22 protein-coding genes are annotated in these 20,344 nt (G+C 38.8%); 13 read left to right on the plus strand and 9 right to left on the minus strand.

Annotation, left to right across the window (positions count from 1 at the left end; translation table 11 throughout):
- The first annotated feature begins 45 nt into the window (after positions 1 to 45).
- The 4 genes from AAHB15_RS00660 (at position 46) to AAHB15_RS00675 (ending at position 3,380) form a co-directional block, all read left to right on the plus strand.
- Positions 46 to 822 carry an enoyl-CoA hydratase-related protein gene (locus AAHB15_RS00660; protein ID WP_335573043.1) on the plus strand — a complete coding sequence of 259 codons (777 nt, stop codon included), beginning with the start codon at positions 46 to 48 and terminating at the stop codon, positions 820 to 822.
- 159 nt (positions 823 to 981) lie between these two features.
- The gene (locus tag AAHB15_RS00665; protein ID WP_342041567.1) at positions 982 to 1,713 is read left to right on the plus strand and encodes an AzlC family ABC transporter permease; all 732 of its coding nucleotides are present in this window, start codon (positions 982 to 984) and stop codon (positions 1,711 to 1,713) included.
- Positions 1,703 to 2,011: an AzlD domain-containing protein gene (locus tag AAHB15_RS00670; RefSeq protein WP_335573045.1), complete on the plus strand. Its 309-nt coding sequence runs from the start codon at positions 1,703 to 1,705 to the stop codon at positions 2,009 to 2,011. The genes AAHB15_RS00665 and AAHB15_RS00670 overlap by 11 nt, the downstream gene beginning before the upstream one ends.
- Positions 2,012 to 2,108: 97 nt before the next feature.
- On the plus strand, positions 2,109 to 3,380 hold the full coding sequence (locus AAHB15_RS00675; RefSeq protein ID WP_342041568.1) for a M48 family metallopeptidase: 1,272 nt from the start codon (positions 2,109 to 2,111) through the stop codon (positions 3,378 to 3,380).
- A gap of 112 nt (positions 3,381 to 3,492) precedes the next feature.
- On the opposite strand, the gene AAHB15_RS00680 is transcribed toward AAHB15_RS00675, so the two are convergent.
- Complete coding sequence (locus AAHB15_RS00680) at positions 3,493 to 3,729, minus strand: IDEAL domain-containing protein (RefSeq protein ID WP_098529780.1); 237 nt, start codon at positions 3,727 to 3,729, stop codon at positions 3,493 to 3,495.
- 193 nt (positions 3,730 to 3,922) lie between these two features.
- Between AAHB15_RS00680 and AAHB15_RS00685 the strand changes: the two genes are divergently transcribed.
- Entirely contained in the window at positions 3,923 to 4,480 is a 558-nt protein-coding gene (locus AAHB15_RS00685) for a competence protein ComK (RefSeq protein WP_335573047.1), read from the plus strand.
- A gap of 6 nt (positions 4,481 to 4,486) precedes the next feature.
- Here the strand turns inward: AAHB15_RS00685 and AAHB15_RS00690 are convergent, their stop codons facing one another.
- Positions 4,487 to 4,849 (minus strand): hypothetical protein, encoded by a 363-nt coding sequence (locus AAHB15_RS00690; RefSeq protein ID WP_335573048.1) that lies wholly within the window; start codon positions 4,847 to 4,849, stop codon positions 4,487 to 4,489.
- Positions 4,850 to 5,123: 274 nt separating this feature from the next.
- On the opposite strand from AAHB15_RS00690, the gene AAHB15_RS00695 reads away from it, so the two are divergent.
- The 5 genes from AAHB15_RS00695 to addA all read left to right on the plus strand — a co-directional run bounded on the left by AAHB15_RS00695 (position 5,124) and on the right by addA (position 14,834).
- Positions 5,124 to 6,062, plus strand: coding sequence for an LCP family protein (locus AAHB15_RS00695; protein WP_342041569.1), 939 nt, complete (start codon positions 5,124 to 5,126; stop codon positions 6,060 to 6,062).
- A gap of 18 nt (positions 6,063 to 6,080) precedes the next feature.
- The gene (locus AAHB15_RS00700) at positions 6,081 to 6,746 is read left to right on the plus strand and encodes a TVP38/TMEM64 family protein (protein ID WP_335573050.1); all 666 of its coding nucleotides are present in this window, start codon (positions 6,081 to 6,083) and stop codon (positions 6,744 to 6,746) included.
- Complete coding sequence (lepB, locus tag AAHB15_RS00705; RefSeq protein WP_098529785.1) at positions 6,736 to 7,290, plus strand: signal peptidase I; 555 nt, start codon at positions 6,736 to 6,738, stop codon at positions 7,288 to 7,290. Before AAHB15_RS00700 ends, lepB begins: the two co-directional genes overlap by 11 nt.
- Positions 7,291 to 7,567: 277 nt before the next feature.
- Entirely contained in the window at positions 7,568 to 11,062 is a 3,495-nt protein-coding gene (gene addB / locus AAHB15_RS00710; protein WP_342041570.1) for a helicase-exonuclease AddAB subunit AddB, read from the plus strand.
- Positions 11,055 to 14,834: a helicase-exonuclease AddAB subunit AddA gene (gene addA / locus AAHB15_RS00715; protein ID WP_342041571.1), complete on the plus strand. Its 3,780-nt coding sequence runs from the start codon at positions 11,055 to 11,057 to the stop codon at positions 14,832 to 14,834. The genes addB and addA overlap by 8 nt, the downstream gene beginning before the upstream one ends.
- 36 nt (positions 14,835 to 14,870) lie before the next feature.
- Here the strand turns inward: addA and AAHB15_RS00720 are convergent, their stop codons facing one another.
- The 6 genes from AAHB15_RS00720 to AAHB15_RS00745 all read right to left on the minus strand — a co-directional run bounded on the left by AAHB15_RS00720 (position 14,871) and on the right by AAHB15_RS00745 (position 16,936).
- On the minus strand, positions 14,871 to 15,089 hold the full coding sequence (locus AAHB15_RS00720; RefSeq protein WP_101649170.1) for a spore germination protein: 219 nt from the start codon (positions 15,087 to 15,089) through the stop codon (positions 14,871 to 14,873).
- 56 nt (positions 15,090 to 15,145) lie between these two features.
- On the minus strand, positions 15,146 to 15,535 hold the full coding sequence (locus AAHB15_RS00725; protein WP_335573053.1) for a spore germination protein GerPE: 390 nt from the start codon (positions 15,533 to 15,535) through the stop codon (positions 15,146 to 15,148).
- Positions 15,516 to 15,722, minus strand: a complete 207-nt coding sequence (locus AAHB15_RS00730; protein WP_144567437.1) for a spore gernimation protein GerPD — start codon at positions 15,720 to 15,722, stop codon at positions 15,516 to 15,518. Before AAHB15_RS00730 ends, AAHB15_RS00725 begins: the two co-directional genes overlap by 20 nt.
- Positions 15,719 to 16,336, minus strand: coding sequence for a spore germination protein GerPC (gerPC, locus tag AAHB15_RS00735; protein WP_342041572.1), 618 nt, complete (start codon positions 16,334 to 16,336; stop codon positions 15,719 to 15,721). Before gerPC ends, AAHB15_RS00730 begins: the two co-directional genes overlap by 4 nt.
- A 111-nt stretch (positions 16,337 to 16,447) precedes the next feature.
- Positions 16,448 to 16,696, minus strand: coding sequence for a spore germination protein GerPB (locus tag AAHB15_RS00740; RefSeq protein WP_144567439.1), 249 nt, complete (start codon positions 16,694 to 16,696; stop codon positions 16,448 to 16,450).
- 18 nt (positions 16,697 to 16,714) lie between these two features.
- Positions 16,715 to 16,936 carry a spore germination protein gene (locus AAHB15_RS00745; protein ID WP_335573054.1) on the minus strand — a complete coding sequence of 74 codons (222 nt, stop codon included), beginning with the start codon at positions 16,934 to 16,936 and terminating at the stop codon, positions 16,715 to 16,717.
- Positions 16,937 to 17,280: 344 nt separating this feature from the next.
- On the opposite strand from AAHB15_RS00745, the gene AAHB15_RS00750 reads away from it, so the two are divergent.
- From AAHB15_RS00750 to AAHB15_RS00760, 3 genes are all read left to right on the plus strand, one after another.
- A complete protein-coding gene (locus AAHB15_RS00750) occupies positions 17,281 to 17,640 on the plus strand; it encodes a YisL family protein (protein WP_335573055.1) in 360 nt (119 codons plus the stop codon).
- Between the two features lie 117 nt (positions 17,641 to 17,757).
- Positions 17,758 to 18,030 (plus strand): ubiquitin-like small modifier protein 1, encoded by a 273-nt coding sequence (locus AAHB15_RS00755; RefSeq protein ID WP_098529796.1) that lies wholly within the window; start codon positions 17,758 to 17,760, stop codon positions 18,028 to 18,030.
- Between the two features lies 1 nt (position 18,031).
- Positions 18,032 to 18,304: a hypothetical protein gene (locus tag AAHB15_RS00760; RefSeq protein ID WP_335573056.1), complete on the plus strand. Its 273-nt coding sequence runs from the start codon at positions 18,032 to 18,034 to the stop codon at positions 18,302 to 18,304.
- A 43-nt stretch (positions 18,305 to 18,347) separates the two neighbouring features.
- On the opposite strand, the gene AAHB15_RS00765 is transcribed toward AAHB15_RS00760, so the two are convergent.
- Positions 18,348 to 20,177 (minus strand): aldehyde ferredoxin oxidoreductase family protein, encoded by a 1,830-nt coding sequence (locus AAHB15_RS00765; RefSeq protein ID WP_342041573.1) that lies wholly within the window; start codon positions 20,175 to 20,177, stop codon positions 18,348 to 18,350.
- Positions 20,178 to 20,344 lie beyond the last annotated feature (167 nt).

A 20,344-nucleotide genomic window follows, 5' to 3' on the forward strand; every position in this document is an offset into this window, starting at 1 on the left:
TTTCCCTGCCTTTTTAGAATTCTCTTAATAAAGGGAGGCGTTAAAATGGAGCAAGTTTTACTTGAGATTCAAAATCATGTAGCAGTCATCACCATTAATCGTGCAGAAGCACTAAATGCTTTTGATTATGACACTTTACTGGAATTAAAACAAAAAATAGAATCCATCCGAGTTAATCAAGAGGTAAGGGCGGTTATTTTCACCGGCGCAGGGGAGAAAGCCTTTAGTGTAGGCGCAGACTTAAAAGAACGAAGGAATTTAACAGAGGAGCAAGTCAAACGAAATTTAAATAAAATCAATGAGGTTTTTACCGATATTGATCTGCTGCCCCAGCCCACGGTTGCAGCTATAAATGGCTTTGCATTCGGCGGAGGGATGGAACTTGCTTTAGCCTGTGATTTTCGGATTGCAGCTCATGATGCGGTAATGGGATTAACAGAAACGAGTCTAGCCATTATTCCGGGTGCTGGCGGCACACAGCGGCTTCCTAGACTTATTGGCCAGGCAAAAGCTCTTGAACTCATCCTGACGGCAAGACGGCTTACAGCAAACGAAGCCGATCATTATGGAATGCTTACAAGGGTTGTCAATAGGAGTAATTTGTTAAGTGAATGTTTTGCTTTTTGTTCACAGCTGTTAGCTAACGGACCGGTTGCCTTACAGCAGGCTAAGTTTGCGATAAAGAATGGTATGAATGCGGATATGCATACTGGCCTGCAAATTGAGCGGAAGGCCTATGAGATAACTCTCCCAACAGAGGACCGAATTGAAGCATTACAAGCTTTTTCAGAAAAGAGGAAACCAAATTTTAAAGGTAAATGACACGGTGCCTAGCATCGTGTTTTTTTATGAGATAAAAAAGTATAAAAGTTTTTGACTTTGAGAATTGTCTAGCTCCAGCGCTTTTCTTATTCCGTTCTGAATAAAAGTTTGCTAAAATTTATGTTTATGAATGTTTAGAAACAAAGGGGGGAAATCAGGATGGCTGATTTTGCAGTAGGGAGAGAAACATCAGAATTTAAGAAGGGTTTTCAGGCGGGTGTAAGCATCGGGATTGGTTATTTTCCGATTGCCTTGACATTTGGTCTCCTTGCCAAAACATCAAGTCTGTCCATTTATGAAACCGTACTGATGAGCTTAATTGTGTTTGCGGGTGCTGCACAATATATTTCCTTAAGTCTTATTGCTTACGGAACAGGAATTTTTGAGATTATTTTAACAACCTTTATTGTAAACATACGCCATTTTTTAATGTCTGCCACATTAAATGAGAAGGTGGAAAAGGACCGTCTTCTTAAAAAATTGCTCTATGCTTTTGGAATTACGGATGAAACCTTTTCGGTTGCTGCAACAAGAGAAGATTCAGTATCTACAGGGTATATGTTTGGGATCATATCGGTCTCCTATTCTAGTTGGGTCGTCTTTTCGGGGGTTGGCCATTTAATTGGTGCCAGTCTTCCGCAAACACTGCAGCATAGTATGGGAGTAGCACTTTATGCCATGTTTATCGGGCTTCTTGTTCCGTCCATGAAAAAAAGTGCGAAGGTTATATTTTTAGCAGTCCTAGGGGCAGTTTTTAATTCCATTTTTACCCTAAGCCACATCATGGCACAGGGATGGTCAATTGTAAGTGCAACACTACTGTCTGCCATTATCATGGAGATTGTTGAGGTCCTTAAAAGTATGCATCGGGGGGTTCAGAATGAAGAGTGAAATATTATGGATGATCATAGGAATGGGATTGGTTACATATATCCCGCGGATGCTTCCGTTTCTCCTCTTTAAAGGGAAGGAACTTCCGCCATTTCTTCAAGGGGTACTAAAAAATGTTCCTTATGCCACCCTCGGTGCACTTATTTTTCCAGCTATTATCTTTATTCAAGACGACGACATTTGGTATGGGGTTCTGGGAGCAGCCGCTGCTTTTATCACTGCGTTTTTAGGAGCCAATGTAATAGTGGTCGTCCTAGGCTCGATTGCTGTCCTTGCCCTATACTCTTATCTTTTGTAGCCAGTAATAAGACTGGCTTTTCGTTTTCTTAGTTCTAAATCCTCCATTTTAAACTAAACTAAGTATAGAGAGGTTGTACAAAAAGGGGGACAAAATCATGGTGCGGAAAATGGGGGTCTATGCGGTTTTGGCCTTTTGTTTATATGGTTTGTTTATTTATTGGTATTTATTTCATTTTGCTGATACCTCATTACCATTTGAATTCCAAGGCTCCAAAGCAGACCCATCAACTTTCCTTAATGGAAGGGAGTTAGACTTAAGCGAAGAGTATTCAAAGATTAGAAATTTATTGTTTTTTTTATCGACTCCATTTGAATGGCTTTTCTATTTTCTTATCCTGCTATTTGGGTTTTCAAAGGCCTTTAAGCGTTGGGCAGATCAGTCAGCAAAGTATAAGGTATTGCGAATGCCAATTTATTTAATTTGGCTATCCTTTTTTGCATTTGTGGCCACCTTTCCTTTGAATTATATCAGCTATTCATTATCTCGGACCTATCATATTTCCACCCAGACCTTTGCTTCCTGGATGAAAGATGAATTAATTGACTTCTGGCTCAACTATGGTACCTGGCTGATTATTGTTCCAGTTCTCTACTGGCTAATGAAGAAAAGCCAAAAGCGCTGGTGGCTCTATGGCTGGCTGTTATCTGTACCTTTTACATTATTCATGATGTTCTTGCAGCCGGTTGTGATTGACCCGTTATACAATGATTTTTATCCTTTGAAAAACAAAGAATTGGAAACAAAGATTTTAGTATTGGCAGAGAAAGCAGATATCCCGGCACAGCATGTTTTTGAGGTTAACATGGCGGATAAGACCAACGCGTTAAACGCTTATGTAAGCGGGATTGGTTCAAATGCTAGGATTGTCCTTTGGGATACTACATTAAACAGGTTAAATGATGACCAAATTTTATTTATCATGGCTCATGAAATATGCCATTACGTTGAAAAACATATTTATTTTGGGATAGCTGGTTACTTACTGCTCTCACTGCTTGGACTTTATCTAACTTACAAAATTATGAACTGGGCTGTAAGAAAATGGGGCAAGGAACTGAAAATAGATGATGTTAGAGATATTCGCTCTTTGCCGTTATTTTTTATGATTTTATCCCTGTTATTATTTTCTGCGAGTCCACTGACTAATCTTGTTTCACGTTATGAGGAAACGCGTGCGGATAAGTATGCAATTGAAATGACCAAAAATCCGGAGGCTGCCATTAGCTCTTTCCAAGAATTAACCCGGTCTGGATTAAGTGAGGTAAACCCGCCATTACTAGTAAAAATATTCCGGTATACCCATCCATCGATGCTAGATCGAATTTCCATGCTTGAGCAATATGAAATTAAGCATCGTAATCAATAGTATGAGAGCATTTTAAGGCCAAGGATTTTTATCCCTGGCCTTTTCTAACGGGCGCTGGAGCTATTAAGTGTTACAAAATAAAAAACCGCCGTTGATAATGGCGGTTAACATTTTAGGTTCCGAATCGTTTGTTAATCTTCTTTAGCTCAATTGAAAGTAGCTGAAAGGTCTTTTTATCACGAGTATCAATGGCTTTGTCAATTTTTTGCAGAAGCTTTTCTTTTTCCACATTTAATTGGATTTCCGACAACAGCATCTCAATGTATAAATCTTGGACGAAGTTCTCTTTCATACGGGTTCGTTTCATGGCACCAATTTTCATTAATTCTTGGTATGATTTATCGTTCATGAAAATCACCTCTGAGCTTTTTTAAAGTATATGGTCTTTTTGTTATAATATCAATACTTTTTAAAATTTTCTAATAGTTTTATTCTTGACAAATAGTTGTGAATATTTTCTGAACAATACAAAGAAAGTGAGGGAGTTAAAAGTAAAAAGTGGTAAGATATGGTGGATAAATGTAACCAAAGGAGTTGGGATTTTGACACACAATCAAACCGGAGATTATATAGTAAATTCCTGTACCATGTATATAAAACCAGAAGAGTATGGAAATAAAGTATTTTCACTTATTGGTGAAGTTGAAGATGAAATCCTATCTCCGCTTAAACCATTCAGTATTATTCAAAAAAGCTGTGCTTATTATGGTGTCGATTATGAAGGCAGAAGGAAAGGGACACGGCTATTGATTGATTACTCACGTAAGCTTCCGATTCTAATTGAACCCATTAACAATATCTATACATTCTGTACCGCTTCCCCTGAGAGCCCTAAATGTATCTGGTTCTTCGCAGAACATATCAAAGATTATCGCCGTGTTTCCGCACGGGAAACATTGGTCATTTTCCGCAATAATCAATCACATATTTTCCCTGTTTCCTATAATACATTTAATACCCAAATGTTACGGACTTCTCACTTACAAATGAAGTTAATGCAAAGAGTGGAGTTTAGTCGGAAAAAATTAGCTTTTTTACTTCATGGTTCCAAGCCTTCAAAAGCATCAGAGAGTCATGAGCTTTATTTGAATAAGAAATAAGAGCTATTACGATAGGTGTTTTTTTGATAAGTATGTTTCTAATAATTCTTGTACTTTGTTTCGAATTCTTGGATTAAAATAATTATGATTTTCTTCGTAGCCCTTATAGATAAACATATACATTGTAAAAGCATCATCCCGTTTTATTTCAATTACCTGAAGTTTATTCTTCAGCATGTATTGTTTGACTTCAGTTAACTCCCGTTGAATTTCCTTCATGGTTTCTTCAATTAAATTCAAATAGGGCTTCTTTAATTTAAAAGGGCTGTTTGTTACTACGGATAAATCACGGTTAAGGATTATAAGTACCATCGGTAAATAAATAGCCTTTTCCATGATGTCACGCTCATCCTCCGGAATTCTGGTCATCTTATCTTCACCTTTCTTTGCAAAAGAACGAACAAGTGTTCTTTGTTAATTTTAACAAAAACAGACCAAAAAATGCAATAGGAGATTAATTTATGAAAGCTTGTCATAGGACGAGCTTTCTTTGTTGCAAAAATAGGGAAAGATATGAGAAAGTTTTTAGTAATAGAAGGATATTTAATAGGGGAAAATGAATTAACATGATGAAACTAAAAAAGAAAAACATCGTCATATAAAAGTTGAAGGGAAATAACGTGGACGAATGGGTGATAAACAAATGAGAGCTGATCGACATCAGAAAAAGAGAAGAAAAAGATGGCCGTCCATTTTACTTGTGTTCCTGCTGTTAATTGGTGGAGTAACAGGATATGCTTATTATCAATATAAACAAGGCGTTAATCAATCATTGAAAGACATTAATACAGATCAAAAAGAAGCTAATGTGGTTTATAATTTTAAAGGGCAGAAAGATCAGTATGGTGATACAAATGTCCTGCTGCTTGGAAGTGATGCAAGGGGAAACGAAAAATCGCGCGCTGATACCATTATGATTTTACATTATAACCAAGATAAAGGGACCTTTAAGCTAACATCCATTATGCGAGACAGCTATGTGGCCATTCCAGGTCATGCCAAACATAAAATTAACTCTGCTTTCGCACGCGGAGGCCCAGAGTTAATGCGACAAACGATTAAGGAAAATTTTGATATTGATTTACAATACTACGCTATTGTTAATTTTCAGGGATTTGTCCAGCTTATTAATGAAGTTTTTCCCAATGGTGTAGAGATTAAAGTTGAAAAAGAAATGTCAAAGAATGTTGACCCTCCATTAGAGCCGGGTCTTCAAAGACTAAATGGCAAACAGATGTTAAGCTTCGTTCGTTTTCGTCATGATGCTGTTGGTGACTTTGGCCGTGTAGAAAGACAGCAAATAGCTATTAAGGCCATTAAAGAACAATTAAGTGGTGTGAAAACTATTGCGAAACTACCAAAACTAATTGGGGTCGTTACACCGTATATAAATACCAATATGCCGACCACTGATGGGTTATTTATGGGAAAAGAATTCCTTTCAGGTGACCAAAATATTGAGACCCTTCGAATCCCCATTGATAATAGCTATACAGATCAGCGGATAAGTGGAGAAGGAGCAGTACTTGATATTGACGTGGAGAAAAATAAAGAGGCGCTCCATCAATTTATAACACAGTAAGATAAAGGAGAAAGCGGGATGGACTTCGAATCACTTAAAGCTTGGTTTACACTTGAACATATAATGAGCCTCATACAAGAGTATCGGGCTCTTGGACCGATACCAGGCATCTTGTTGATTATTGTGGAAGCATTTTTACCGTTTCTCCCTTTAGTTGTGTTTGTAATGGCAAATGCTAATGCCTTTGGTCTATGGTTCGGATTTTTGTATTCTTGGCTTGGGGCATGTTTAGGTGCAATGCTTGTTTTTTTTCTAATTAGAAAGTATGGGCAAAAACGGTTATTATCGTTTTTGCCCAAGCATCCAAAAGTCCGCAAACTTATGGATTGGGTAGAGAGTCATGGGTTTGGCCCGCTTTTTTTACTATTATGTTTTCCATTTACCCCATCAGCAGTTGTGAACATTGTTGCTGGTCTTTCAAGAATTAGCTTTGCTCAGTACATGCTTGCAGTGTGTATTGGGAAAATGGTGATGATTTTTACAATTAGCTTTATCGGTTATGATCTTCATTCATTGATAACTAAACCTCTTCGGACGGTCATTGTTTTGCTTGTTATTTTTATTCTTTGGTTAGTAGGGAAAAGAATTGAAATGAGAATGAATAAGCGTTTGGAAATTGACCATAATGGAGAAATAGATAGAAAGAAAGAAAAGGAGAAACGGAGGAGTTTCAATGAAGATTGAATGGAAAAAAGAAGGGTTAGAATGGGTTAAGGCTTTTGCGATTGGAATTATTATTTTTGCTTTTATTCGAACTTTTTTCTTTTCTAATTATATAGTAGAAGGAGAATCTATGATGCCGACTCTCCAGGACGGAAACAAACTCGTGGTTAATAAGCTAGGGTATCAGGTTGGCGAGTTAAACCGATTTGATGTGATTGTTTTTCATGCTAATGCCAAAGAGGACTTTGTTAAGCGGATAATCGGTCTGCCTGGTGATAAAATTGAGTATCGGAATGATACGTTATATATTAATGGCCACAAGTATGAAGAACCCTTCTTAGATAATTATAAAAGGAAATCCCCTGGTTTGAAGTTAACGGGAGATTTTAGTTTAAAGGAAATTACCGGTGAAGATATTGTACCCGAGGGGAAATTATTCGTTCTCGGTGATAATCGATTAGGAAGCTGGGACAGCCGTCAATTTGGCTTTATCAATGCCAGTAAGGTCGTCGGTAAAGTCGATTTGCGCTATTGGCCGTTAAATGAAATAAACGTTCATTTTTAATAAGGAATACTGACGACACGATTTAATGAATCGTGTTTTTTCTTTGAGACTGTCCAGCTCCAGCGCCTAGAGGGCTAAAAGCAGCCATCTCGCTGGCTCGCCTGTAGCCTTGCGCCCCTAGGAAAAAATGAACTACTTTTTTCCTGGTCAAGGCGCTTCCGCTTTTCTAGGTAGATTTACCATTATTGGTTAAAATCCGTCAACCTGAAATACAAACATTTGTACTCTTTTGTGATAGAATGGGAGATACAGAGTTTTTGGAAAAGGAGGTTTTCTTATGTCATTAAGAGTCATTACAGGCCGGTCCGGCAGTGGAAAAACTGCATTTTTCCTTAATGAAATCCGCGAACGTCTTTTAGAAAATCCGGAAGGAAAACCGATTATTTATATCGTACCGGAACAAATGACATTTTTAACAGAATATCGTTTGGCGACAGATTCGCTCGTTGGCGGGATGATTCGTGCTCAGGTGTTCAGCTTTTCCCGTCTCGCATGGCGGATTCTGCAAGAGACAGGCGGGATCACGCGTTATCATTTAAGCAGTGTTGGTATGAACATGTTGATACGTAAAATAATTGATGAACAAAAAGAAAATTTAAACATCTTCCAGCGGGCTGCTGATAAAAATGGATTTGTTCAGCAGCTTGAGCAAATGATTACTGAATTTAAGCGGTATTGTATTAGCCCAGAGGATCTAATCCAAAAAGCAGCACAGCTTGGAACAGATGGCTCCGTATCGAAAGCATTACATGATAAATTAACAGATTTAGAGAAGGTTTATTCGAAATTTGAGGATGAAATCTTTGGGAAATATATTGATTCGGAAGATTATTTCCGCCTTTTGGCAGAGAAAATATCAGTCTCGTCTTACTTAAAAGAGGCGGAAATTTATATTGATGGGTTTTACAGCTTTACGCCTCAGGAATATCAAATTATCGCAGAATTAATGGGTCAGTGTAAGCAAGTTTCGATTACGATGACAACAGACCGCTTGTCTGTTGATTCAGCGCCAGATGAACTCGATTTATTCCGCACTTCGGCAGATGCCTGTTACAGCCTTTATGATATTGCTAAAACATGTGGTTTTGAAATAGAAGAACCTATCATACTGAACGACCAAAAAAAGTGGCCATCTCCCTCCTTACGCCATTTGGAGGCACATTTTGATACTCGCCCACCACTGCCCTTTCATGGGGGAACAGAGATTCAAATTAGCCAGGCCGTTAATCGGAGAGCAGAGATTGAAGGAATCGCCCGGGAAATCCGTCATGTGGTTCAAACAAAAGGGTACCGTTATCGAGATATTGCCCTGTTAATTAGAAATGGCTCAGACTATCATGAAATCGTTGAACCGGTTTTTGACGATAATCAGATACCATATTTTATTGATCAGAAAAGGACTATGCTTAATCATCCCTTAATTGAATTAATTCGCTCAACGCTAGAAATCATGAACTCTTTTTGGCGCTATGAAACCGTATTTAGAGCGATTAAAACAGAATTGCTCTATCCTCTCCAGGAGAATCCTGCTAAAATGCGCGAAAAGATGGACAGGCTTGAAAATTATTGTTTGGCCTATGGAATTAATGGCGGCAAATGGACGAAAAAGGATCGTTGGGTTTATCGGAGAATAAGAGGTCTGGAATTAACGGGAAGCGGCCAGACAGATGCCGAAAAAGAGATGGAGAATGAATTAAATGAATTAAAACTTCTCATTACAGCTCCAATATTACGTTTGTCCAGACGCTTGAAAAAAGCCGATACCGGACGAAAGCTGTGCGAGGCGATTTATTTATATTTGGAAGAATTGGATATAGCCGATAAACTAGAGCATTGGAAAATGACAGCAGAGGAAAGTGGAAACCTTGTAAGAATGCGAGAACACGAGCAAGTATGGAATGCCGTGGTAGATCTTCTCGATCAATATGTAGAAATATTAGGAGATGACCAAGTTAGCTTAAAGGCCTTTGCTGCTATTTTAGAAGCAGGCTTTGATTCCTTACATTTTTCACTTATTCCCCCTGCACTTGACCAAGTCTTAATTGGCGACCTGGAAAAATCGCGGCTAAATGATAGTAAGATTGTTTTTGTTGTTGGCGTAAATGAAGGTGTATTACCAGCCAAAATCTCAGACGAGGGCATTCTTGCTGATGAGGACCGGGAACTATTGTTGGCAGAAGGAATGAATCTGGCACCAAGCAGCCGTACTCGTCTGTTAGATGAAAACTTCCTTGCCTATAAAGCTTTTACGGCACCCTCAGAGTTTCTTTATGTAAGCTATCCTCTTGCCAATGATGAAGGTAAAGCTCTAATTCCTTCGTCATACATTAAGCGTCTTAAGGAACTGTTCCCGGAGATTCAGGAGGCTTATTATGTTGCAGACCCTTCAGAACTTGACGAGGAGGGGCAGCTAGGGTTTGTATCTAATTTTACGACCACCCTTTCTTACCTAAACGCACAATTGCAATTGAAAAAGAGAAACTATCCCATTGCTGATTTGTGGTGGGATGTGTATAACTACTACCTCCATAGCTCGTGGAAAAATAGGGCAGCTAAAGTGTTCTCAAGTCTTTTTTATACAAACGGGACAGTCCAATTGTCCACTGAGGTAGCAGATGCATTATATGGTGATATCATTCAGGCTAGTGTTTCAAGAATGGAATTATACAATGGGTGTGCTTTTTCTCATTTTGCCCAGCATGGACTAAAGCTTCGTGAACGGCAAATCTTCCGGTTAGAAGCACCAGATATTGGGGAATTATTCCACGCTGCTTTAAAACAAATTGCTGAGACAGTAAATGAACAGAATATATCATGGGCAGAGTTAACACGCGGGCAATGTGAACATCTAGCAAAAGATGCTGTCAAAACCCTTGCTCCAAAGCTGCAAAATGAAATTCTACTAAGTTCCGAAAGACATCATTATATTCAGCGCAAGTTAGAACAAATCATTACCCGTGCCTCGATCGTTTTGAGCGAGCATGCAAAGGTAAGTGGTTTTTCGCCGATTGGATTGGAATTAGCTTTTGGACCGAATGGGGAACTGCCTCCACTAAGCTTCTCTTTGAAAAATGGCAAAAGAATGGAGTTAGCAGGGCGGATTGATAGGGTTGATCAAGCAAAAGCTGAGGATGATAGTGTCTTTTTAAGGGTAATTGATTATAAATCAAGTGAAAAAGATGTTAATTTAACAGAAGTATACTATGGTTTAGCCTTACAAATGCTTACCTACCTAGATATCGTCATGACACACTCTACTGAATTGGTGGAAATGAAAGCGAGCCCTGCAGGTGTCCTTTATTTTCATGTTCATAATCCCTTTATTAATACAAAGAAAATGCTGACCATAGATGAAATTGAAAATGAAATTATGAAAAAGTTTAAAATGAATGGGTTAATGCTTAGCGATCAAAGGGTAATCCAGCTGATGGACCAATCTTTGGAGTCTGGGGACTCACAAATTATAGCAGCCGGAATCAAGAAAGATGGAAATTTATCCAAAAAATCAAAGGTTGCCAGCTTAGAAGAATTTAATCAGCTAAGAAACCATGTCCGTACCATCTATCAAAAAACTGGGAACGCCATTATAAATGGTCAAATTGATATATCACCATTTAAATTGAAAGACAAAACACCTTGTACTTTCTGTTCCTATAAATCTGTTTGTCAGTTTGATGAATCTATTGATAGTAATCATTTTCGGATTCTAACACAACATTCAAAGGATGAGGTATTGGAATTGATCAAAGGGGAGGTTTCTGGAAATGAATAGTATTGTGATTCCTCCAAAACCAGAAGGGGTTACCTGGACGAATGACCAGTGGAAGGCCATAGCAGCGAGAGATAAGGATATCCTTGTCGCTGCAGCTGCCGGTTCGGGGAAAACGGCAGTCCTTGTCGAAAGAATCATCCAAAAGATTCTTTCGAAAGAAGTACCAATCGATGTCGATCAATTATTAGTCGTTACGTTTACGAGTGCTTCCGCTGCAGAGATGAGGCATCGAATCGGGGAGGCACTAGAAAAAGCAATCGACCAAAATCCAGAATCAAGAAATTTACGAAAACAGCTTAATCTTTTAAACAAGGCTTCCATTTCGACGCTGCACTCTTTTTGTATGGAAGTCATCCGTAAATATTATTATTTAATTGATATTGACCCCGGCTTCCGTATCTCCGATCCAACAGAGGCCCAATTAATTAGAGATGAAGTGATGGAAGAATTATTTGAAGAGGAATATGGAAAAAAAGAGAATGAAGCATTTTTTAATTTAGTAGATTCGTTTACAAGTGACCGCAGTGATGCTGCATTAATGGATATTGTTCGTTCCATTTACGACTTTGCTCAGTCAAATCCTCTTCCTGACCGATATTTGGAAAAAATAGTCGCTATGTATCAGGTGGAGGAAATAGCGTCTATTGAGGAGCTTCCTTTTATCGATGCACTCCTTTTTGATATTAAGCTGCAATTAGAAGCTGCTAAAGAAATGATTAAGCAAGCTCTTGAAATCACAAAGCAGCCAAATGGACCGGCACCTCGTGCGGAAAACTTTTTAGATGATTTAGAGGTTATTGACACTCTTATCAAAGCCGAGCAGGATTCCTGGAATACACTTTACCAGGCAATGCAAACATGGTCTTTTACAAGAGCTAAACAGGTAAAAGGCGATCACTATGATAAGGAATTAATAGAAAAGGCACAAAAACTGCGGGACAAAGCTAAGAAAAAAATTCAAGGTATAAAGGATGAACTCTTTTCTCGCCGGCCTGAAAGCTTTTTACGGGATATGGTGGAAATGCGTCCTTTAATTGCAACATTAGTTTATCTTGTAAAAGAGTTTTCAAAGCGATTTGAGAAGGCAAAGCAGGAAAAAGCACTGGTCGACTATAACGACCTCGAGCATTATTGCCTCGCTATTTTAACAGAGGGAATTTCGGATAAGGGTGAATTTCTTCCATCCGAAGCAGCCCTTGCGTACAGACTTCATTTTAAAGAAGTCTATTGCGACGAGTACCAGGATACGAATTTGGTACAGGAGACCATTTTGAAGCTGGTGGCACAGGATGAAGAAGAAAACGGTAATCTCTTTATGGTCGGTGACGTTAAACAGTCCATTTACCGTTTTCGCTTAGCTGAACCACAGCTTTTCCTTTCCAAATATAATCGTTTCACAGCGGATGGGTCCGCATCTGGTCTCCGAATTGACCTGGCTCAAAATTTCCGAAGCAGGAAAGAGGTCCTTGATGCCACTAATTATCTCTTTAAACAGATTATGGGGGTCAAGGTAGGAGAAATCCAATACGATGAGGCCGCGGAACTGCGGAATGGTGCGCCATATCCTGAAAATACAGAATTTCCGGTGGAGTTAATGCTCATTGACCAAAATGCTGAGAGTCACAAGTCTGAAGAACTAGAAATAGAAAACGAAAATGAAGCAGTAGAATTCGACACAGCCGATCTTGAACAATCTCAGCTAGAGGCAAGGGTAATCGCTGCTAAAATCAAGAAATTAATAAGCGATGGCGTTCCTGTTTTTAACGCTAAAGCCAAAACAGAAAGACCGTTAATGTACCGGGATGTTGTGATTCTTCTCCGCTCGATGACTTGGGCACCGCAATTTATGGAGGAGTTCAAACAGCAAGGAATTCCTATTTATGCAAATTTATCAACTGGTTATTTTGAAGCGACCGAAGTATCCATTATGATGTCACTTCTTAGAGTTATTGATAATCCGTATCAGGATATCCCACTTGCCTCTGTACTGCGTTCACCTATTGTTGGGTTAAACGAGGAGGAACTATCGAAAATACGGATTGGCAGGAAACGTGGTTCGTTTTGGGAGGCTGTTACTGCCTTTTGTTTAAGTAAAACTACAGAAGTAAATGAACCTTTTTATGAAAAGGTTCGAGCCTTTTTTGACTTGTTAACAGAATGGCGCTCGTTGGCAAGACAAGGTTCGCTCTCAGAGTTGATCTGGCAGTTATATCGTGATACTCAATTTTATGACTTTACTGGCGGGCTGCCTGGCGGGAAGCAGCGGCAGGCGAATTTACGCGCTTTATATGACAGAGCTCGACAATATGAACAGACATCGTTTCGAGGACTGTTTCGATTCTTACGTTTTATTGAGCGCATGATGGAAAGAGGAGACGATCTCGGGGCAGCCAGAGCGCTTGGCGAGCAAGAGGATGTTGTCAGAATTATGACCATCCATAGCAGTAAAGGATTGGAATTTCCTGTTGTATTTATGGCGGGAATGGCACGAAACTTTAATATGACTGATATTCGCAAACCATATATGCTCGATAAAGAACATGGATTTGCAGCGAAATATGTGAATGCTGAAAAAAGGATATCATATCCATCACTGCCGCAAATCGCCTTTAAGCAGAAAAAAAGGATGGAAATGCTCGCTGAAGAGATGCGAGTTCTATATGTTGCGATGACAAGGGCAAAGGAAAAGCTGTATGTGACCGCAACATTAAAAGATGCTGGCAAACAAATTGACAAGTGGAAAGACGTTTCCTTGCATAACAAATGGCTTTTGAAAGACTATGAGCGAGCTTCTGCCATGAGTTATATAGATTGGATTGGACCTGCACTCATCCGACATCAAGATGCTAGCGAACTATGGAATGGAGGAGAGGCTAATTGGCGGATGTCGGAGGAAATCTCAAACCATCCATCTTCATGGAAAATAACGTTACAACATGCTGATGAAATAAAAAAACAGGCTATTTCCATCGAAAATGAAGAGGATCACTTTCTTAAAAAGGTTGAAAATTTAGAGCAGGTGCCATCTAATTCAAATCTAACGGATGAAATACATGCACGGCTTACGTGGGAATATCCTTTTCCTGGTGCTGCAAGTCATCGGTCAAAGCAATCAGTTTCGGAAATAAAACGTGTTCGGGAATTAACGGATGAATATAGCAGTACAGAATTGGTTGGGCGTTTTCAAAAATCCATCATGAAACGGCCTAAGTTTATGCAGGAGAAACAATTAAGTCCCGCTGAACGTGGGACAGTCATGCATATGGTCATGCAGCATGTGGATTTGACAAAAGAAGTGAATCAAAAAACAATTGTTGACCAATTAAATTGGATGGTTACCAATGAACTATTAACCCCTGAACAAAGTGAAGTGATTGATGCTAAATTAATTGCCCAATTTTTCACTTCACCGCTTGGACAAAGGTTTTATAAGGCCAAAACTGTTCACAGGGAGGTCCCCTTTACGGTTTCCTTACCTGCAAGCAAGGTTTATCCCGATTGGAATGAGGGGGATGAATCTGTTTTTGTTCAAGGGATTATAGACTGTATCTTAGAGGATGAAGATGGTCTGGTGTTAATTGACTATAAATCAGATGGGATAACGGACAGATATAAAGGTGGTTTCCAGCAGGCTAAAGTAATCCTTGAAGATCGCTACAAATTGCAAATAAACTTATATACGAAAGCGATCGAACAAATTTGGAAAAGAAATGTAGTTGAAAGGTATCTATTTTTCTTTGATGGTGCCCACATATTGAAGGTAGAAAAATAAAAAAAATGACATAGACCATTGTGGTTTATGTCATTTTTAGTTATTACCCGCTATAGGCTGGTCAATCAGATTCGTGTCAAGTACATTGGTGCCGCTTAAGCCGTTATTCGTCACAATTATTCCTCCGGTATTAAATGCACCCGAGCCAGCATTCGTTTTAGAACTGCTTTTCGGGGAGATATAAACAGTATCACCAAATTGTACAATTCCTCCGCCTACATTAACAATTTGTACTGGACCAAGGATTGCTGGCATGAAAAACATCCTTTACTATTTAACTTACAGTTTTGGGCCATACATTAACATATGCATTATCCCATATCTTGTTCATGTCCGAGTGGAAGAAGCTGGCGGATATGTTTAATTCTTACCTCCATTGAAGCATGTTTTGTGTTTCCAATATGGACAATAGATGAATTTGATACGGCTGTAATATTAATATTATTTGCTTTAATAATGGGTGTTCGATTATGTGTTATAAAAGAGATAGATTCATTGATAGGAGGGAGTTGGAGCGGCATTCTAAAAATGGCATACGAAGGAAAGTTGCCCTCGTTTCCGAAAAATATTTCAGCTTCCCTTTGAACGGCAAGAGCTCGGGAGAATCCATTAAGGATGCAGGAATCACCAAGTTGAATAACTGATGAGAATGAAAGAATTATGTTCTTAAAAGTGTCGACACTAGAGATTCGGGTTAGCATAGCCTGGAGTCACGTCCTGTTCTAATGGAACAAAAGGTCCGATAATCAGAGACTCTGGAGGGGTGTCAAAAACAGAGGCCAACTGAATGGTCTCCGCATCGCCGACTAATAATAAGGAGGAGCTCGCAACCCCGATAACTTTTATGTTTTCTACATGAAGGATATGGTTGTAAACTTCAAAATTCATTCTGGCTTCATTCCTTTCATATTTTCAGGCAGGTTATTTAAAAAGGTCCAAACGCCATTTTGGATTTCCTGTTTGATTGCGGTAATGACAATTTCATCAATTGAAGGATCATTCTCATCGGACCGAACTTTTCCTGTGTTAACTTTTAGATGATGATCAATTCTGTTAGGCAGCTGGCGAATAATATCTTCCTTTATAAAAGCTAGATAAGAATCGTTTGGTTGAAGAGCTAACCTATTTTGAGCATCAAAAATTATTTGTGGTAAGTCAGCTTCTAAATAATGATAAATGGCTTCTTCTATCTTTATCGATCTCTGCATTTGCTCTTTTGGAGATATTGGTGATTTTAATGACTGGTTTTGGACGGCAAAGTCTTCGATGTTAGACAAATCATTTGGATTTAAACCAATATTTAATGTGCCTTCTAGGGTCTCTACTTTCAATTGATCAAAGCTATATTCAATTCTATCTACATGAATCGTGGGCTTTTCTTTAACCTGTTTGAAATCCTTTTGTAAATTTTGGATGGCTTGTTCTAACGCAGCAATCCTTTTTTCTTGGGCTTGAATATACATTTGCATCCATTGAAGATATTGGTTCAAATCCTGATACATATAAATCACCTCACAAGCTTAATCCCCTATTTTTAACTATATGCACAATCAACACTCGATTTGCATAATTTAAATAAGTTCAACAGGAATAACTTTTTTTATTTCCCCTTTTTAAGAGGTTCGAACAGCTGCTTGTAGAGGTACTGAAGGGGCTAATAACATTTGTGATCCAGATGGGTAGAATGGTAATCCTCCGGGCTTTATTCCTGACGGTGCAGGTTTTGTAAACCCTCCTGTATTAAACAAATTGGCTTGAGGTTTTATGATGCCAGCACTGCCGATTTGTAAAACACTGGAGTTGGTTATACCTCCAATTTTAATGAAATTTATATGAATGGATTGCTGGATATAAAAATTCATTATTAAATCCTCCAATCACTACATATTCAGGAAATTGTTTTGATCAATGACATCTGGGTCACTTGTATTTGTTGAACTTAATTGGTTATGAACGTTTAATTGTTCACCGGTGTTAAAGGAACCAGCACCAGCATATGTTTTAGCAGTAGCAAATGGCATAATTTTATATACATCCCCAATGTGAAAAACAGAACTGCTCCCCAGTGTGATAACCTGTGCAACTCCAACAATCGCTGGCATAAACAACACCCTTTTTTATTTTCAAATTTTCTCCTAAAAGATAGCATCTAGAGTTAGCGTTTAAAATTTCTTTATTATCTTATGACTGGGCATTTGTAATGTGAATCATTTGCCCAAATTATATTTATTAAACAGTTCTGTTTATTCTATTATATAAGTGACTGGTTAATTCTTTACGGAGGGATTTATATATGAGGTTGGTAACTTTTGCGTATAAGATCAACCATCTGTAGGAAGTAATTTCTAAGTAGTCTGTTACGATAAATGCCTTACTTATTTTCGTAATTTAACTTCTCCTATGGTATGATAGTGTGGAGCAGCACATACATAGGGAGGAATTTTTCGTGATTCATGCACATATTACAGCGTGGGTTTTAGCTCTAATATTATTCTTTGTGGCTATTTCATTAACTAAAAGCGGTAAAGCAAAGGGAGCTAAAATTGTTCAAATGATTTTAAGAGTACTATACCTGCTGATTATTGCGACAGGTGTAGGTCTACTATTCTCAGTGTACAAAATTGATGTGTGGTATATTTTAAAAGCGGTTGTGGGTTTATGGATTATTGGTTTATTTGAAATGATTCTTGGCCGTGTCATTAACAAGCGAAGAACTTCTACTTTTTGGATTCAGTTTGTTGTTGCATGGTTACTAGTACTCTATTTAGGATTTGTAAAATTGCCAATGTCATTTTTACATCCATAATTAAAAAAGCTGTCGGAGTTCCGGCAGCTTTTTTGATTTAAAGTGGGGTGATAAACGATTCACTAGTGACAACTTGTTAGTTTGGTTTTAATATTTATGATAGGGGGGAATTTACATATGCTAGTAAAAGTGTTTGCAAATCTCCGGCAAATTTGCGGAGGGGTAACGGTAGAGGTAAAACCTGACGGTAATCGCGTAATCGATGTTTTAGATAAAATGGTAGACATGTTTCCAGATTTACAGGCTGAAATTTTCACGTCTGATAAAACGCTGCTTCCGTTTGTTCACGTATATGTAAATGGAAGGAACATCATTCATCTTGATGACCTTGAAACTATCGTAAAGGATGAAGACCAATTTGCCCTCTTCCCGCCAGTTGCAGGTGGTTGAGATGGTAGAAAAAGATTTAGAGTTTCGCGGTATAAACAAAGACCATCTCGGCATGTATTTTCAAGAACTTGGGGCAAAACAGGTAACTGATATTTTTCCTTATATTTATGAGGCCGAAGGGTGGAGCGGCCAAATCTTATCAGAAGAGGAAATTTCATTTACGGCCATCTTTAAAATTAATGCTGTAAAGGTCCGTTTTATGGCAGAAGATGAGGATAAGCTAGTGCGGGTGATTAAGAATTATCGTTATAAAACAACGAGGATAGGCGGATAAAAAAGCATCTGCGAAATTTACATTCGCAGATGCTTTTTTCATACTACACCAGCTGACTTTCTGAATCGATAATGCCTAATTCACGAAGCTTTTGCTCAGGTACTAGACCATCTTTCCAGCCGCGGACTTGATAATATTCTTCAAGCATAATATCCATCCGGCTTACATGACCTGCACTGTTGCCTGATGCTGGTTCTTCAGTAAAGCGTTTTGGAAGGAAATCATCTTCGCGTGTATTGAAACCAGCAAGGTTATTATAGTAACGTTCAAGATTATATATTCTTTCCCCGGCCTTCATCACATCATCAGCAGTCATTGGAATACCGGTCATTGTACTGTATTGCTCAGCATAGTGCTCAGCGTTTTCCGAGAATGAAGAGAACTTACAAATATTCATAGAGTCTGAGAATGCAAGCATATCTTGGAATATTTTTAATAGTTCCCCTTTACCTTCTGGTTTTAAACGGTCAGTGGGTTCAGGTATACCAGCAATTTCACTTGCTACGGTATAGCCGCGTAAGTGACATGCACCACGGTTACTAGTGGCATAACCAAGTCCGATACCTTGGATTCCACGTGGATCGTAGGCAGGAATAGACTGACCTTTAACCGACATAGAAAGCTCTGGTGCACCCCAGGCAGCTGTTGCACGGGCAGGGCCTTCAGCAAGAATACCACCGAAGCCTTCACGAAGAGCGATTTTTCTTGTCAATTCAATCATGGAGTCGGCATCGCCCCAGATTAATTCTTCCGTAATGATTCCTTTTTCAAATGCTTCCATTGTAACGGAGAAGCAATGACCAAGCTCGATGGTATCGAGGCCATATTCATTGCAGCGGTCAATTAAATAAGAAATTGCTTCGGCATCACTTAGAAGGCAGTTAGAGCCAAGAGACCAGGCAGATTCGAATTCAACACTCTCAACCCGAGTTTTGTACTTGCCATCTTTTACTTCTACTTCGATTTTGCAGCCAACCGGACAGGCATGGCAGGTGTTATTAGCAACCCGAAGATGTGTATTAACATATTCACCACTATGTTTTTCTGCTTCATCCCAGTGAGTTAGCTGTGAGTTTTTAGTTGGAAGCGCTCCCACTTCGTTGATTAAGTTTGTAAGCACATTTGTTCCATAGACGGATAAGCCACCTTTGTTTGGTGCTGTTAAGCCACCATCTAAGATCGCTTTAACCGCTTTCTTATTGGCTTCTTTATATTCAGCCTCTAACGTAGGAGCCGGCATATTTCCCTTTTGAGCTGCCTTAATAACAATCGCTTTTAATTTTTTATAACCAGCCACTGCTGCAGTACCGCCACGGCCTGCTGCACGGTCATGTTCATTTATAAAGGAAGAAAAGCGAACAGTGTTTTCCCCAGCTTGACCAATCGTCATCACACTTAGGTCTTGTTCACCGTATTGGTCTTTCATAGCCTGAATAAATGCCCTCGTACTTGTTCCCCAAAGATTGGAAGCATCGCGGAGTTCTGCTTTACCGTCTTCAATATAAAGGTAAACCGGCCTGTCACTTTTCCCTTTAAAAATAAGATTATCAATGCCGGCCCATTTTAAACGTGCAGCAGTCCAACCGCCAATGTGAGAATCTGTAACCGTTTCTGTAAGTGGAGATTTGGTTACGACACAAAGACGCCCGCTCATGGATGAACGTGTTCCGGTAACAGGTCCTGTCATAAAACATAAGATGTTTTCAGCGGATAATGGCTCGACTTCTGGGCCGTTATCTAATACATATTTGACACCGAGACCACGGCCGCCTATGTATTTTCTGGCATCATCTTCATTGATGGGTCTGTAATCTACTGTTCCACTTGTTAAATCCACTAGAACCTCTTTGTTTTTGAAACCGCCAATACTCATATCTTCCCTTCTTTCTATTATTCTTTTTATATAAATCTCCTAACCTTCTTACTAAAAAAGTTAAAAGACTTCTCCAAAATTTGCTAATAATCCAATTTAAATTATACACTCTTTCAAATTGTAATAAAATTAAAAATTTTAGTTATAGATTATAATTATTTGATAAG

Source organism: Bacillus sp. OTU2372, from assembly GCF_038440275.1.
In the GTDB taxonomy this organism is placed as follows: Bacteria; Bacillota; Bacilli; order Bacillales; family Cytobacillaceae; genus Neobacillus; species Neobacillus bataviensis_B.

What these genes read in the sequence shown, in the direction of transcription:
- AAHB15_RS00660 (WP_335573043.1), top strand. Translation starts at nt 46, where the DNA reads ATGGAGCAAGTTTTACTTGAGATTCAAAATCATGTAGCAGTCATCACC.
- AAHB15_RS00665 (WP_342041567.1), top strand. Translation starts at nt 982, where the DNA reads ATGGCTGATTTTGCAGTAGGGAGAGAAACATCAGAATTTAAGAAGGGT.
- AAHB15_RS00670 (WP_335573045.1), top strand. Translation starts at nt 1,703, where the DNA reads ATGAAGAGTGAAATATTATGGATGATCATAGGAATGGGATTGGTTACA.
- AAHB15_RS00675 (WP_342041568.1), top strand. Translation starts at nt 2,109, where the DNA reads ATGGTGCGGAAAATGGGGGTCTATGCGGTTTTGGCCTTTTGTTTATAT.
- AAHB15_RS00680 (WP_098529780.1), bottom strand. Translation starts at nt 3,729, where the DNA reads ATGAACGATAAATCATACCAAGAATTAATGAAAATTGGTGCCATGAAA.
- AAHB15_RS00690 (WP_335573048.1), bottom strand. Translation starts at nt 4,849, where the DNA reads ATGACCAGAATTCCGGAGGATGAGCGTGACATCATGGAAAAGGCTATT.
- AAHB15_RS00695 (WP_342041569.1), top strand. Translation starts at nt 5,124, where the DNA reads ATGAGAGCTGATCGACATCAGAAAAAGAGAAGAAAAAGATGGCCGTCC.
- AAHB15_RS00700 (WP_335573050.1), top strand. Translation starts at nt 6,081, where the DNA reads ATGGACTTCGAATCACTTAAAGCTTGGTTTACACTTGAACATATAATG.
- lepB (WP_098529785.1), top strand. Translation starts at nt 6,736, where the DNA reads ATGAAGATTGAATGGAAAAAAGAAGGGTTAGAATGGGTTAAGGCTTTT.
- addB (WP_342041570.1), top strand. Translation starts at nt 7,568, where the DNA reads ATGTCATTAAGAGTCATTACAGGCCGGTCCGGCAGTGGAAAAACTGCA.
- addA (WP_342041571.1), top strand. Translation starts at nt 11,055, where the DNA reads ATGAATAGTATTGTGATTCCTCCAAAACCAGAAGGGGTTACCTGGACG.
- AAHB15_RS00720 (WP_101649170.1), bottom strand. Translation starts at nt 15,089, where the DNA reads ATGCCAGCAATCCTTGGTCCAGTACAAATTGTTAATGTAGGCGGAGGA.
- AAHB15_RS00725 (WP_335573053.1), bottom strand. Translation starts at nt 15,535, where the DNA reads ATGCTAACCCGAATCTCTAGTGTCGACACTTTTAAGAACATAATTCTT.
- AAHB15_RS00730 (WP_144567437.1), bottom strand. Translation starts at nt 15,722, where the DNA reads ATGAATTTTGAAGTTTACAACCATATCCTTCATGTAGAAAACATAAAA.
- gerPC (WP_342041572.1), bottom strand. Translation starts at nt 16,336, where the DNA reads ATGTATCAGGATTTGAACCAATATCTTCAATGGATGCAAATGTATATT.
- AAHB15_RS00740 (WP_144567439.1), bottom strand. Translation starts at nt 16,696, where the DNA reads ATGAATTTTTATATCCAGCAATCCATTCATATAAATTTCATTAAAATT.
- AAHB15_RS00745 (WP_335573054.1), bottom strand. Translation starts at nt 16,936, where the DNA reads ATGCCAGCGATTGTTGGAGTTGCACAGGTTATCACACTGGGGAGCAGT.
- AAHB15_RS00755 (WP_098529796.1), top strand. Translation starts at nt 17,758, where the DNA reads ATGCTAGTAAAAGTGTTTGCAAATCTCCGGCAAATTTGCGGAGGGGTA.
- AAHB15_RS00760 (WP_335573056.1), top strand. Translation starts at nt 18,032, where the DNA reads ATGGTAGAAAAAGATTTAGAGTTTCGCGGTATAAACAAAGACCATCTC.
- AAHB15_RS00765 (WP_342041573.1), bottom strand. Translation starts at nt 20,177, where the DNA reads ATGAGTATTGGCGGTTTCAAAAACAAAGAGGTTCTAGTGGATTTAACA.